This window comes from Candidatus Erwinia haradaeae (genome assembly GCF_900698985.1).
Lineage (GTDB): Bacteria > Pseudomonadota > Gammaproteobacteria > Enterobacterales > Enterobacteriaceae > Erwinia_E > Erwinia_E haradaeae_B.
This window is the reverse complement of record NZ_LR217730.1, coordinates 757,872-772,674: the sequence shown is the minus strand read 5'-3', so window position 1 is coordinate 772,674 and position 14,803 is coordinate 757,872. Positions and strand designations below refer to the sequence as shown.

General features: G+C 28.1%; 10 protein-coding genes. 8 read left to right on the top strand and 2 right to left on the bottom strand.

The genetic code is table 11. The features are described from left to right. Positions 1–339: 339 nt before the first annotated feature. From gloB to ERCIPSPA2889_RS02375, 4 genes are all read left to right on the top strand, one after another. Positions 340–1,107, top strand: a complete 768-nt coding sequence (gene gloB, locus ERCIPSPA2889_RS02390; RefSeq protein WP_157989434.1) for a hydroxyacylglutathione hydrolase — start codon at positions 340–342, stop codon at positions 1,105–1,107. A gap of 918 nt (positions 1,108–2,025) precedes the next feature. After that, the gene (locus ERCIPSPA2889_RS02385; protein ID WP_157989252.1) at positions 2,026–2,175 is read left to right on the top strand and encodes a hypothetical protein; all 150 of its coding nucleotides are present in this window, start codon (positions 2,026–2,028) and stop codon (positions 2,173–2,175) included. Between the two features lie 676 nt (positions 2,176–2,851). Further along, the gene (locus ERCIPSPA2889_RS03395; protein WP_414973877.1) at positions 2,852–2,935 is read left to right on the top strand and encodes a DUF1698 domain-containing protein; all 84 of its coding nucleotides are present in this window, start codon (positions 2,852–2,854) and stop codon (positions 2,933–2,935) included. Then, complete coding sequence (locus ERCIPSPA2889_RS02375) at positions 2,913–3,110, top strand: DUF1698 domain-containing protein (protein ID WP_157989251.1); 198 nt, start codon at positions 2,913–2,915, stop codon at positions 3,108–3,110. Before ERCIPSPA2889_RS03395 ends, ERCIPSPA2889_RS02375 begins: the two co-directional genes overlap by 23 nt. Before the next feature lie 1,424 nt (positions 3,111–4,534). Here the strand turns inward: ERCIPSPA2889_RS02375 and ygfZ are convergent. Continuing rightward, on the bottom strand, positions 4,535–5,512 hold the full coding sequence (gene ygfZ, locus ERCIPSPA2889_RS02370; RefSeq protein WP_157989250.1) for a tRNA-modifying protein YgfZ: 978 nt from the start codon (positions 5,510–5,512) through the stop codon (positions 4,535–4,537). A 1,425-nt stretch (positions 5,513–6,937) separates the two neighbouring features. After that, complete coding sequence (gene der, locus ERCIPSPA2889_RS02365; RefSeq protein ID WP_157989432.1) at positions 6,938–8,419, bottom strand: ribosome biogenesis GTPase Der; 1,482 nt, start codon at positions 8,417–8,419, stop codon at positions 6,938–6,940. Positions 8,420–9,579: 1,160 nt separating this feature from the next. Here der and ERCIPSPA2889_RS02360 point away from each other — a divergent pair. From ERCIPSPA2889_RS02360 to pmbA, 4 genes are all read left to right on the top strand, one after another. Then, positions 9,580–10,323, top strand: coding sequence for a YciC family protein (locus ERCIPSPA2889_RS02360; protein WP_157989431.1), 744 nt, complete (start codon positions 9,580–9,582; stop codon positions 10,321–10,323). Positions 10,324–10,375: 52 nt separating this feature from the next. Beyond that, positions 10,376–10,912, top strand: coding sequence for a septation protein A (locus tag ERCIPSPA2889_RS02355; protein ID WP_157989249.1), 537 nt, complete (start codon positions 10,376–10,378; stop codon positions 10,910–10,912). Between the two features lie 89 nt (positions 10,913–11,001). Further along, the gene (gene yciA, locus ERCIPSPA2889_RS02350) at positions 11,002–11,418 is read left to right on the top strand and encodes an acyl-CoA thioester hydrolase YciA (RefSeq protein WP_157989248.1); all 417 of its coding nucleotides are present in this window, start codon (positions 11,002–11,004) and stop codon (positions 11,416–11,418) included. A gap of 1,850 nt (positions 11,419–13,268) precedes the next feature. Then, positions 13,269–14,609: a metalloprotease PmbA gene (gene pmbA, locus ERCIPSPA2889_RS02345; protein WP_157989430.1), complete on the top strand. Its 1,341-nt coding sequence runs from the start codon at positions 13,269–13,271 to the stop codon at positions 14,607–14,609. Positions 14,610–14,803 lie beyond the last annotated feature (194 nt).

Sequence of the window (14,803 nt, the reverse complement as noted above, 5' to 3'; positions counted from 1 at the left end):
TTACGAGAATATAAAAATATTTATACTCACATTCTTAAAATATGCGATTGTTTATATTATGAGTATAATTCTTATTATACTTATGATAACTTTTTAAGTAATGTATTATATAAAAAGAATTATTTCTTCTACAAGAAAAGCTGCAGTAAATGATTTTTTTAGATAAGTGATAATAATGATATTGTATGAAATTAGAATATAAGACATTAATAAATAAACTGGAATTGTTTTTTTAAAGATATTTGTAATCTTGTAAAGATTAGTTTATGGATTATATTTTAGATATTATCATAATAATATACTATAATTTTTCATGGTGTGAGTATGGATTCACAAAAGATAACCTTAACAAGCATCATCGCCCTTCAGGATAATTATATTTGGGTTTTAAATAATGATAATGATCAATGTTTAATGGTCGATCCAAGTGATGCTATTCCCGTTTTAGACTTGATAGCGAAAAAACGCTGGAAGCTTAAAGCAATTTTATTAACACATCATCACTATGATCATATAGGTGGTGTATTAACACTACTAACTATTTATCCTGATCTTATTGTGTTTGGGCCCCCGGAGACCAGTTATTATGGGGCAAATATACTTATCCAACATGGAGATAATATCAATATCTTAGATATGAATTTTAGAGTAATTGGTACACCAGGGCATACTTTAGGGCATGTTTCTTATTTTTCCTATCCTTATTTATTTTGTGGAGATACATTATTTTCTGCAGGTTGCGGAAAAATATTCGAAGGGACATCACAGCAGATGTTTGAGTCTTTGAAGAATTTAAATAGGTTGCCCGAGGATACATTAATATGTGGCTCACATGAATACACTTTATCAAATTTGACTTTTGCTCATGCACTTTATCCAGAAGATTCTGATATAAGAGGGTATTATTATCACGTTAAGGAATTACGTACCAAGAATATCAGAACTTTACCAACAACACTAGCACATGAGAGAAAAATCAATATTTTTCTTAGAACTAAAGATATAGAGTTGCAAAAAAAAATTACTATAAATGGATCGTGTTTAAATGAGAGTCAGATATTTAAACTATTGCGTTACAAAAAAGATCAGTTTCAAGAAGACATATAGTATTCGGTTAATATGGTATTATCATTATGGATACGTAATCATTTACTATGACTAAGATAGAAAAATAAAATTTTTTTATTTATTTATATTGAGAGCATAAGTAACGCTATTACCGAGCTTACAAAAAGAGGGCATAAATTTTTTATCCAAATCACAAAACTTGTATAAGTTAGACTAATACCTAAATAATTTTTTTTTCTAGTAAAAAATAGCCTAATCTTAAATAAATCAAGATTATTTTATGTAAAATAAACTATCTCCTTAATAATAATTTAAGATTAGCATGCATGTTTTGATGTCATATATATTCACTCAGTATAGGTGTTTTATCTTTTTTTATGAATTAAAAGCAATCTATATTTTTACTTAAAATATGTTAGATAAGAATGTTTCTGTGAGATGTTTGATATAGTTTAATTTTTACACGGATTTTTAATTATATTGTTTTATGTAATACCAAAGTAAGGATTGAAGGGCATCATGTTCAGATAAAGGTAGTGGTTTGAGTTTTTAAATTCTAGTTAAGATATGCGTTTAAATTTATATTTTATATTATGATGTTTTGCTAAAGGACTTAAATTAATAAAATTGCTGTTATTTTATATACTTAAAAATTGTACACTTAATATTCAAATAGCTTATTAATATCATATACATTATATTAAAAATATGTATATTAATATATATAAAAATATCCAATTCTTAAATAAGGTTGATAAATTTGAAGCTATAGAGAGATTCTTATTTAGAATGATTAATTAATATAAACGCGATACTTTACTATCAAAACCTATTGTAGATTTAGATCGGTAGATATTTAATGATTATTTCCCTGAAGCATTTTCTGATATCATTAAACTTTCTGTCCCAGATAATCACAATTTTCTATCAATGATTGGATACTTAGCTAAACGTTACGTGAAAAGCAGTACCCAGGTTTATGATCTTGATTGCTCTACAGGTGCAGTTACTATTGAACATGAGAAAAATATTTATGGCAGAAGTTGTAAAATTATTGCTGTAGATAATTTGGACGAAATGATCAAACGTTTCTGTATTGACATATAGTCTTTCTGTATCGCTGAGACAACAATTAAAATAATTAAGGATGATCTGCAGAATATTGAAATTTATAATGCCTTATTAGCGGTATTGAATTTTATTTTGCAGTTTGATTAAACAGGAGAGCGTCCAAACTTACTAAATGTGATATGAAGTGGGCTTAATACATATGGTATATTAGTTTTATCTGAAAAGTTTACTTTTTCTGATATAATGATTGATCATATCTTGTTAGATATGTACTATGATTTTAATCGTATCAATGGCTGTAGTGATTTAGACATTTATCAAAACGTTATATGTTAGATAAGGTTATATTGACAAAGACCTTTGCAACTTACATTCAGCGACTAAAGAATACTGGTTTTCAGCATTATACACTCTGGTTTCAGTATTTTAATTTTGGTTCAATACTTGCATTAAAATTAGGTTCTATTGATAATAAAATGTTTATAATTTTTATTATATTATCTCTAAAATTCCTTTGAAGTATTAGTTAAACACCTGACTTATAATTACTTATTCCTGGTAACGTGAATTACTACATAATCATTTAAAGTTTTGAGAGCGGTCGATAAAATATTTACCTAATGGAAAACTAGAAGTTTTAAACTGATTGTATGGTGTTTTAGCGGGCAAAGATCAGATAATAGAGCATTAGCGTATAAGAATTAACAAGTTATTGCAAAATTTTATACCATGGCGTAAAGGTCCTTGTACATTATATAAGATGCATATTGATAGTGAATGGCGATCAGATTTTTAAGTGGGATAAGTTCTCTTCTCATGTTTCCTCTTTGTCTGGTTGTTTTGTGCTAGATACAGGCTGTGTTACTGGTTATTATATATGGCGTATGCTCGGGTGCGATACGTATCTAGTGGTGCGAATGGATCTAATGCCTATTTTTTGTATTCATTTGAAGCAATACAAAAATTATTAGGTAATGAGAAAAAACGCAGTTAATATCTTTAGACATAAAAAAAGATGTCTCTTTTTAAAGAACTTGATACGTATTCTCTATAAGAGAACTCCATCATTGTCTTGCTCCATTGGATGATTTACTTTAATTGAAATTATAGTTAATAAAAGTGGAGAAGCTAGTGTTAATAACATTGATTATTAGAGAGTAATAATTGAAGGATTCTAGAACCTTATAAACGTTACGTTCGGATGCATAATGTATATTTTATTCCATTAAGTTAAGTACTGAAGTGGTGGATAGAAAAATTTGGTTTTTTTAATGTATGTATTATTTCTAATATTATAATAAGCACTGAGGAAAAAAGAGCACTAACTGGATGATTAGCGTAGCCTTATCAGGCTTTTTTGCTCCGAAAGATCAGACAAAAAAATAGTAGAAGAATATCCTGTTCCGCAGCGCGCTATATTGATTGCAACGGAAAACTCCTAAAGAAAAACATCTGAAATTTGTATATTGGTTCAAAGAATTGTATCTTTTTATTTATCATTAACGGATAATTTTTTTGGTTCTATTTTCTATAGAATGACTGATATCATTTAATTATATCATTGATTTATATTCTTTTTATATATACAGACTTTCAATAATTATAATATCAAAATATTATGCAGAATTAAGGTAAAATTTTTTCGCTTTATTTTAAGATTGTATTAGATTAATAGGTACATATGGTATTTTTAATAAAAATATTTCCTTTGATATTCATATATTACATTTTATCTTGTCAATGTTTTTCAAGAAGTTATGAATTAAAATAAAAGCTTTTTATTAATTTAAAAATACATTAAAATATATATTTATATGAAGTGTAGCTATATTCCTTTTTTTATCTAAAATTATGTATTAATTATATATTATAATTATATTAGAAAAAACACATATCAAAAATTCATTGATCTACAGAGATCGCTCTTATAAAACATGCAATACTGCAAGGTACGAAATATTTCAAATAGTATTATAGATATAATATATAATATACTATGTAATTTTTAATAAAAGGGTAGATATATTTTCAATATCTAGAGCTTTCTGAATATAATTGAAATATGTTATGCATGATTTTTTTCATTCTGTATATATAACAAGACTCTAGATGAATAGAGTTCATTTTAGATTATGAGATTAGCTAATGTCTAAGTGATTATATACTAGCCAATATCTTTACTAGGGGTCTTTTTTAAATAGAGTGATAGATTGTATATACAATAATAATTTCAGTGTTTTTCATATATAATATATATATTATTAATAACTTGATTTATGCTTGTGCGACTTATTTCATACAATGTCAATTCAATTACATATTTTTAATGAAATTGTATTACACAATACAATTAAGATTAACCTATTGTATTTATCAAATTAAAAAGGTATGCATGTTAAATTTTATATGATATCTGATTGATTTTAAAGTGACTGTTTTCGTCGTTATAAGCACGTAATAGAGTGCTATTTTTTAGGTTTTTATTTAAAACTGCTTGCACCCAAATGATATTGTTTTTGAGTCGGCATGCACTAAGAATGATTCCAGAACGTCTCCAGTGATTACCGATTTTTATTTCTAGTTTGTCATTAGGTTCTAAAATTTTATCAGAGATTCCGGCTAGCCAATATAATGCACGTTGATTAGAATTGCGAAATGTAGTGCGTGCTACTACTTCTTGTCCTATATAGCACCCCTTTTTAAAACTGATAGCATCTAATTCATGTAAATTAAGAGCTTGAGGAATAAATTTTCCAGTTGTACTGCTTTCAATAATAGGTATGCCCGCCTCAATATCTAGAGCTAACCATTGTGGACTATTATTGAAGTATGCCTTGTTTTTGATATGTTTAACAAACATATCTGCTTTTTCTATTGTTGTTACTAGGATAAATCGTTCTTCTGGTCTTTTAAACCATAATAGCGTACTACTGTCTTGCTGAATGACTGGTGATAAAATATCTGGAAGGGTATAAAAAAAACTATCTAATGCCTTCTTAGCCTGGATACCAGCTATACCTAAAAGTATAGCTTGATCATCTGCAACCAACATGATTTTTGAGAATATTGCATATTTTTTTAATTCATTTAATTGTTGATCATATAAGCTACGACGCACAATATATGTTAATTGACTGCCGCGGTGGAACAAGCATAAATTACTCCATGTTTTTCCATCAGGACTACAATGAGCGGCATAGCGATGTTGGTTTGGATGTAGGGAGGCAACATCTAATGTTAGCTGACTTTGTAAATAGTTGATGCGATCATCACCAATAACATTTATTACAACCCATTGTTCTAACGACATCACAGTAAGTGGAAGTGTTTTTGAAGCTAATAGTGGTTGAGGCAAAAAAGGAATACTTAGCATTATTTAGGTCCTTGTTAATTCATGTTACCCTATATTTTCTTATATTACTTATGTGTAATATTTATACATTATAGTTAGTTAAAATAAGTGCTATTGCAAAATTTTATTTGCAATATAATATGTTATTAAAATAACAGGGAATGAAATAATATTACTTTTTTCTGACAATGAGGCGTGAATAATATTCATGAGTCATTTATATAATTTTTAAGAAAACTTATAAGTGGTGTAAATTAATCAACCTTGTGATGTTGCATTTGGTTATCTATTTTTAAGTAAAGATATCGTAAATGTTAACTATATATAATATATAATTAATAACAAATTTGATATGTATACAAAATCTTAATATACTGTAGTTATCTGATGTTTTTAATACACTTAAATATGAATTTTAGAAAAAATATTGTCTCTTATATTTTATATAAAACAAAGGTTTGTTTTTGCAATATTTCAGATAAAATTAAGATGTCTTATATTAACTATTATAATTTTCTTTGAAGCGATTAAATTCTTGGATAATAATTTTTAGTAGGTGATATTTAATCTTTTAAATTTTAATATATGTTTGTAATCATTGATATTCAAATACTATTGACATAAAAAATAAAATCTAGCATTCAATACTAAAAACATGTAATTCTGTTTGATTTTTTAATTATTAATTCTATGATATAATAATTTTCACTAAAATAAATTATTCTTAGATTTTTATTTTTATTTTATAGAAATATTTCTAGTTTATTTATGCATTCAAGTATCGATGGTTTAATAATAAATATTATTTTAAAATAACTATTTTTATTATCTTTAAGAGATTGAAGCAGTTTAGAGGTATTTTATCTAGCATCTCTTTTCCGTGTTATATTGCTATACAGATTAGATTAATAAAAATTAATCAAATTGAAGATATATTACAACATATGATGTGTACACGGTACTATACGTGTACAATGTTAAGATAAAACTTCCTATAAAATAAACAATAAAAATAAGATAGAGAATATTATGTTCAATAATTATATATTGATATTTTCATATAACGAGAACGACATTTTCGATAAACTAAATCACTTAATAATACATTTTATGTCTATTTTATAGCGATAATAGGATTATTTTATTGTAAAGACCGTCTTGATGTATGGCAATCTTTAGTGTTTTTTTTATATAAAAATGAAAAATTAGAGAAACATATTGTTATTGTAAACATCAATTTAGGGCTCCTAAAAGGCAATATCGCTAATATTAATTTAATAATAAATAAATAGTATAAATACTTTTATTTATTATTATATTTTTATATGTATTATAAGTTTTAAATTTTATGAAAAATATTTTGAGAAGGGTAAGCATACTGTATTATACAATTATATAAACTGTGTATAACATTAAAAATTTTTATGATTTTTAAAGATTATATTTTTATTGTTTTCGATATTTACGATAACATGAAGTTTTTGATTTTTCTGCATATGGATTTTTTGCTTCTTTAAATTGCATACGAATAGGTGTGCCTTTTATATTTAAGGAGCGCCTAAAATAGTTGATTAAGTATCGTTTATAAGATTCTGGTAGGTTTTGAACCTGATTGCCGTGTATTACAACAACAGGAGGACTATACCCACCAATATGAGCATATTTTAGCTTAGCTCGTCGAGTAGTAACTAGCGGTGGTTGGTGCTCTTTAGTTGCTTGCTGCATAATGCGAGTAAGTGCAGATGTATGAATTTGTCGTGTTGCACAAGCATAAGCTTCAGTAATAGAGTTAAATAGAGGTAATAGGCCACTGCCAGTTATCGCGGAAATAAAGTGAATTCTTGCATTATCAATAAAGCTTATACGAGAACCTATCATAGTTTTTATTTCATTGCGAAAAGCATTGGATAGAGTATCCCACTTATTAACTATGATAACTAAAGACCTTCCGCTATCAAGAATAAACCTTAGAATTGAAAGGTCCTGATCTGATACACATTCTTTTGCATCAAGCACAAGAAGTGCTACGTTAGCATTCTCAATTGCTTGCAGCGTTTTAATAACAGAAAATTTTTCTATGGCTTCTGTTAATTTTTTGCGTTGTCGCACTCCAGCCGTATCAATTAAGATGTACTGACGGTTTTTATATTCCATTGGAATATGCACACTATCACGGGTGGTGCCCGGAAGATTCCCAACGATCACTCGTTTCTCACCTAACAGGGCATTAGTTAATGTTGATTTACCTACATTAGGTCTGCCGACGATTGCTATTTTAATAGGTAGGTTGCTGGGATTGGAATTAGTGTATGCTGATTGTGTAGCTAAAGGATATCTATAATTGTTATTTTTATATTGTTTAAAATTAGGTATTGTTACTAAGTTGTGTTTTATCGTTCTGTTATGTGGCTCGTCTTTTAATTTTTGCTCCATTATATCCATATAAGGCAAAAGGGCTAGTGTGATAAGACTTGTGACTCCTTCTCCATGAGAGGCATCAATAGGATATACCTCTCCGAGTCCAAGTGACCAGAATTCTGCTATCGCCGAGGGCACGTCAAGACCCGCTATCTTGTTAGCAACAACAAAAGTTGATTTTTGACTGAGACGTAAATACTGAGCAACAATCACATCTTCTGGCATTAACCCAGCGCGGGCATCAACTAAAAAAAGTATTATATGCGCTTCTATAATGGCTATTTTTGATTGTTGTAACATCTGACTTGAAATGTCTTCGTTTTTATCATCGATGCCACTTGTATCAACACAAATAAATGTGCACCCTGAGATATGAGAATAACCATATTGGCGATCCCGAGTAACCCCAGGAAAATTGGCTACTAGAGCATCTCTTTTCCGTGTTAAACGGTTAAAAAGGGTAGATTTTCCTACATTAGGTCTCCCGATTAATGCAATGATAGGTATCATGTTGACCATCTTATTATTCATTATAAATTCCCAACTATTCTACCAACATAATACTATAAAGTTACCAATTATTTTTAATTATTATTTAGTTATAATAACATATTAGTTATTATAACAGTATATTCCTCTAAAAGAATACTCAGGTATTTAAAAGTATTAGAATTTATTACAGCTAAAATTGGGATGCATAAAAAATCTAAGTGATTATCGTTATGATAATAATGATATTGTGTGATATTTTATAATAAAATTTATCAATACAATCGAATGTAGTGCGATTTTATCTTTAAGATCTACTTAATTAAGGGTTACACACAGAATAAAATTAAATAGATGAAAAGCATATTCTTGTAAAAATCACTAAATTAATAAATGATATTACCTTTTATGAGTTTTTGATAAAAAAGAAAATCAGTTTTATTTTAGGATGGTGCATAGTACATATTTTTTATTTACTGTAAAATAAAGTAATATAAAATTTAATATTATCGTATTTAATAAATACTGATCATTTAAATATATTTAATTTATGGAAAATATTAATATATAGTTATTCTAATGGATAGCCTGATTAGAAATATTCAAGAGAACTATTTATTTTTTTAGATAAAAGTGATATTTTTCAAAAAATCAATAATTTATTCGTGTTGTAATGATATGTTTCTTTAGGTAGTAGTAGTTGATTTGTAATTCATGAACTTAGGGATAAGATCGCGTACTCTAAAAATATACTTTACATTAGCATGGTGAAATTTCACACCAAATAGTAGAATGTTTTGTAATACATATCTAATTATATAAACTTATGCATAAGGAGTCATAAAATACGAAAAAATCCAAAAGGATTAATAGATGCGAAAAGATGTTCAAGGATTCTAAATATAATTATCTGTTAAAGATCTGATCAGTTCATTTATCTTATAAGTTATACATATGATAATTATTTGAAAAATCATTAACTTTATTAATGTTTTTAGAATGTTATTAAGAACATTAGTTATTGAGATAGTTTTAATTTTCTAAAAAAATTCTTCTTAATATAGAAGAAAGATTGCTTTTGCTAGAAATAAATATATATTCCAGAAGCTTAAGCAGGGAGAGCTGATAATGCAGTGCATGATGAGTCTCAGGTTTTTAAAGATTTCTTACAAGGAGTATACATGTTAATCACGGCAAGCACTCTATACCGTGACACGGGAAATTTTTTACGCCATCAGTTGGTTAATATTTTGTTAATAGTATTTTTTACGTCATGCGTGATGGCAGTTATTAGTAAAATTTTTATGCCATCTCTTGAGGAGATTCAGCTTCTTGGTGAAGATGCTTTATCAGGCGCTACAAGAAGCTTGATAGAGATGGTACAAAACATGTCACCGGATCAACAGAAGGTGCTGTTACGACTCTCAGTAGCTGGGACTTTGTCTTCTTTAATTGGTCATACATTGTTGTTAGCTGGAATGCTAAGCTTAATTTCTATTGCTTCATCTGGAAGACCAGTTACGGCATTACACGCAGTTGGTGCATCATCTTCTAATCTTTTACGTTTATTGTCTCTTACTTTTTTGATGATGCTTAGCATACAAATTGGATTTATGTCTTTGGTTATACCAGGAGTTCTTTTAGCTATTACTTTAGCCTTATCACCCATGGTTATCACTACGGAGAAGGTCGGACTTATAAGTGCGATATATACTAGTGGCCAACTTGGTTGGACGAACATTAAGTTGATAGCGCCGATTGTTAGTTTTTGGATTCTTGGAAAACTCTTAGTTCTTTTAATAGCTTCAAAACTTTCTATGCTGCCTCCAGATGTAGCTATAGTGTTTTTAGATATACTGAGTAATTTCTTTTCTTCTGTACTTATTATTTATTTATCTCGTTTATACATGCTATTAAAGTCATAAAATAAATCTGTAGTAATAATTATTGATTTTGACTATTATCTGGATCACTATCATGAAGCAATTTCTCGATTTTTTGCCACTTTTGGTTTTTTTTATAATTTATAAGATATATAATATTTTTATTGCATCTAGTGCATTAATTGCTGTATCAGTAGTTATTTTATTATTAAAGTGGCTTTTGTATCGCACATTAGATAAAATATCATTATTAACTTTTTTTTTAGTTGCCATGTTAGGCGGCCTTACTATTATTTTTCATAATCCCGATTTTATCAAATGGAAGGTTACTATTATTGATAGTATTTTTTCTATTGCTTTACTATCTAGTTACTTTTTTATGTCAAAATCTCTTATGCAAAAAATGCTAAACACACAGATGCACCTACCAGAAATTATTTGGCGTCGTTTAGATCTTGCATGGGGGCTTTTCTTTTTATTCTGTGGTGTAGCTAATATCTATGGGATATTTTATTTCTCCCAAGATGCTTGGGTAGATTTTAAAGTCTTTGGATTGGGCGGTTTAACATTACTATTTGCACTACTAAGTGGATTTTATGTATTTCGTTTTATTTCTAGAGAAAATAATTAGTAGCATGATAAATATATTTAGTTTGAAATTTTTTTTAAATTTATCTGTGCGCTACTCATAGTTATTAAAAAATTAATTAAGAGTATACCATGAATAAAGATTTGCGACAACCATTAGGTAAAATCGTTTTAAAAACCCTTGCTATGCCAGCAGACACTAATGCCAATGGGGATATTTTTGGTGGGTGGCTTATGTCACAAATGGATATGGGTGGTGCAATTTTAGCCAAAGAAATCGCGGGGGGACGTGTAGTTACTGTCCGTGTTGATGGTATGATTTTTTTGATGCCAGTTACGGTGGGTGATGTTGTCACTTGTTATGCAAACTGTGTTAGAACTGGTAAAAGTTCTATCACCGTTCAAGTAGAATTATGGATAAAAAAAGTATCATCAGAGCCCATTGGTCAGAATTATTGTGCGACTGAAGCGGTATTTATATATGTTGCAGTGGACTATAATGGTCACTCACGATCTTTATTAAAAGATAAGCAGAATTTTATTCTTTAAGTTAATTAAAACCAATAAATTATTGTAAGCTTATAGGGCATTCTGTAGGTTTTAGAAAAAATATTAATAATATATATTATATTAAATTGATCCTGCCGAGGATTCTTTTATAGCACTTATTATTTAAAGTTATATTACAATCGATTGATAATTAAAGGTAAGAATATATATAATTTTTTTAGATTCTATAATTATATAGTTGTATTTATTTTAAATAGATTTTGTTGTTAATTTTAAGATTATTTAGAGTCACAAGTAGAGGCTATTTATTGCATTATTAGTTAAAATGAAAGGGGGTTTTTATAAACAGCATATTTATTTTTAGTAACCGCTCCTGTTATTATATTCAGTTTAAGAGATATATATATAATGATTATAGATTTTATATAAAAAAGAGGTTGAATAAAATTTTTATTACAGATAGATAGAATGTTGTTGGCCATTGGATCTGACTCTATGGGTAATCATTATGATTTGCTTTTTAAGTTTGATTTAAAATTGTATTACTCGATTTCTATACAAAAATAATTCCTTTTCAAACATGTTTTTTATAGATTATAGTGATCTTATTGTGCTAATTAGGAATTTTTAGTATTTTAATAGATAACTTATTTTATCATGCTTCTAAAATTTATATACAAAAATAAGTGGTGTTAAGGCTTATTTTAGATTTATTAAGTTAAAATTCTGTATCGATAGATGGATGCATTAATGGATATTTAAAATGATCATGGACCTCTTTCACTGAATTTTCTGAGATTGATTTTTGTATTTTACGTTTTTTTATTACATATAAAGTATAAATAAAAAAAGTGTTACATGATGGATTATTATCCTAGAATTATGCAATAGTTTACTCTATAAAAAATATGCATAATATATATTAATTATAAAGTAAGATATTTGTATAAAAATAGCGTCAGGTTAACAGGTTGTTTTATTTATATATGATACATTTATATTTTATCTATTTATTTTGAGATTTATTATAAGATTTTCAAAAAAGATAACAATCCATGTTATTTCATTTTTTTTGGATACGATTAGTGTATGGTTTTGATTAGATCAATAATTATTTGTCACCTATAAAGATCTATTTTTCTTACTAAGTTACATTTAGTAATATGATTACTTATAAAGTTTAAATTAAAGATGTATATAAAAATAGAGACGAATCGACAGATAGATCAAATAGATTGTGTATAACATATAAATATAAGATACAAGAGGTTGCCTATTTCGTAGGTTAATGATAATCCATTTTATCTATCTAATATGCAAACCTTTTAGATGCACCTAAAGAGAAAAGATAATATTATGGATGTGTTTTATTAGAAACAGAGTCCTTTGGGGCGTTAATAAACACATGCTAATTATTTTATGCATAATATCAAAAGATTGTTGAAATTTATAGTTTTTATTTTTTAGATCTGACATTAAGTTAAATAACACTCTATAATAACAATATTTAGATAAGATGTGATAGTAAACAAATATTATAATAAATGATAAACTTATATTTGTATCAGTATAGAAGGAATTTATTTAGTGATCGCTTCTATATATAAATACTTGTAGTATGCGAATTTATATTTTCTTTGTGTTAAATTTAAAATACTCTACAGGATTTGAAATTTTTTTTAAGATGATCAATATACAAAACAATGACTAATATAAACAAATATCTACATATTGTCATTAGATTCTATCTAATATCAAATATCTTATTATAGGTAAAATAAATTTTATATATACTAGAATAGTATATTTTATTTTTTTGGTTAGGATGCTAATCCTGAACATTATTTTTTTATTATTATATGGCAGAATCAATGAAAGAATCATTCCATATGACAGAACAAAACAACATTACTGAACAACGATATTTTTTGGAAGAAACAGTAAGGCGCGCATTGCAGTTAACTACACCTAATTGTGATGGTATGGAGATTACAGTCCTTCAAACGAGTGGCATTAGTATTAGGACGAATTATGGAGCTATAGAAAATATTCAATTCAATAATAATTCTGAATTTTATGTTACTATTTATTATAAATATTGTACGGGAACGGTTTCCTCTACTGATTTCACTTTAGGCGCCATTAAAAAGGCGGTAAATTCTGCTTTTAATATAGCGCGCTATACCTCAAAAGATCCACATCACGGTTTAGCAGATCGTGAGTTATTAGCCTTGAATAGTCTTGATTTAGATTTATACCATCCGACAGTGCTAAATACAGATCATTTTGTGAATTTAGCATCTCGGGCAGAAATGGCGGCACTGCAATGGGATCGACGCATTATTAGAACTGAAGGTGGTCATTTTGATGGTCGCATTGGTATTACAGTTTTTGGTAATACATATGGCATGCTACAGAGTTATTGTAATAGCTGGTACTCATTAGCTAGTCATGTTATAGCAGAAGAGAATGGCAGTATGGAACAAGATTATGCTTATACTGTCAGTCGAGCGATAGAAGATCTGCAATTACCAGAAGATATTGGTCAAAAATGCGCTCTTCGAACCTTATCACGTTTATCTCCGCGGAGATTGTCTACCATGCAATCACCCGTTATCTTTTCTGCAGAAGTTGCTACAGGTCTTTTTGCGTTATTAGCTATAGCTATCAGTGGTAGGCAGATCTATCGTAAATCTACATTTTTATTAAATAGCATGGGTCGACAAATTTTACCTAAGTGGTTAAGCATTGAAGAGCATCCGCATTTATTAAAAGGACTAGGCTCATCTCCATTCGATAGTGAAGGTGTTAGAACTAAGCAACGTGATATTGTTAAGAATGGCGTATTAAAGAGTTGGCTTCTTAGTAGTTATTCAGCACGGAGATTAGGTTTACAAAGTACTGGGCATGCAGATGGAATCCATAATTGGCTTGTGCTTGGTCATAAAATTGATTTTAATGATATGTTACAACAAATGGGCACAGGTCTTTTGGTTAATCAATTAATAGGTCAAAGTGTGAACCAGATGACAGGAGATTATTCACGTGGCGCATCAGGCTTTTGGGTAGAAAACGGTATAGTACAATACCCAGTTAATAAGATTACTATTGCTGGAAACCTCAAACATATGTGGTATAATATAATTTCTATGGGCAATGATATCGAAAAACGTAGCAATATTCAGTGTGGGTCTGTATTGCTATCTAACATGCAGATATCTGGAGAGTAATACATCTCACACAGATCAAAACAAAGTAGAACAATTATAATTTTTCATGTAAAATAAATATGATTTTTATCTTTTTTATATGATTTAAAAGAGCGTTGATGCATTAATTTTTCTTATATATGGTATGTGTATGTAAAAAATCCTATAAAAAGAATAGATTAACTATTTGATCTAATTTCATAGATATATTAGCT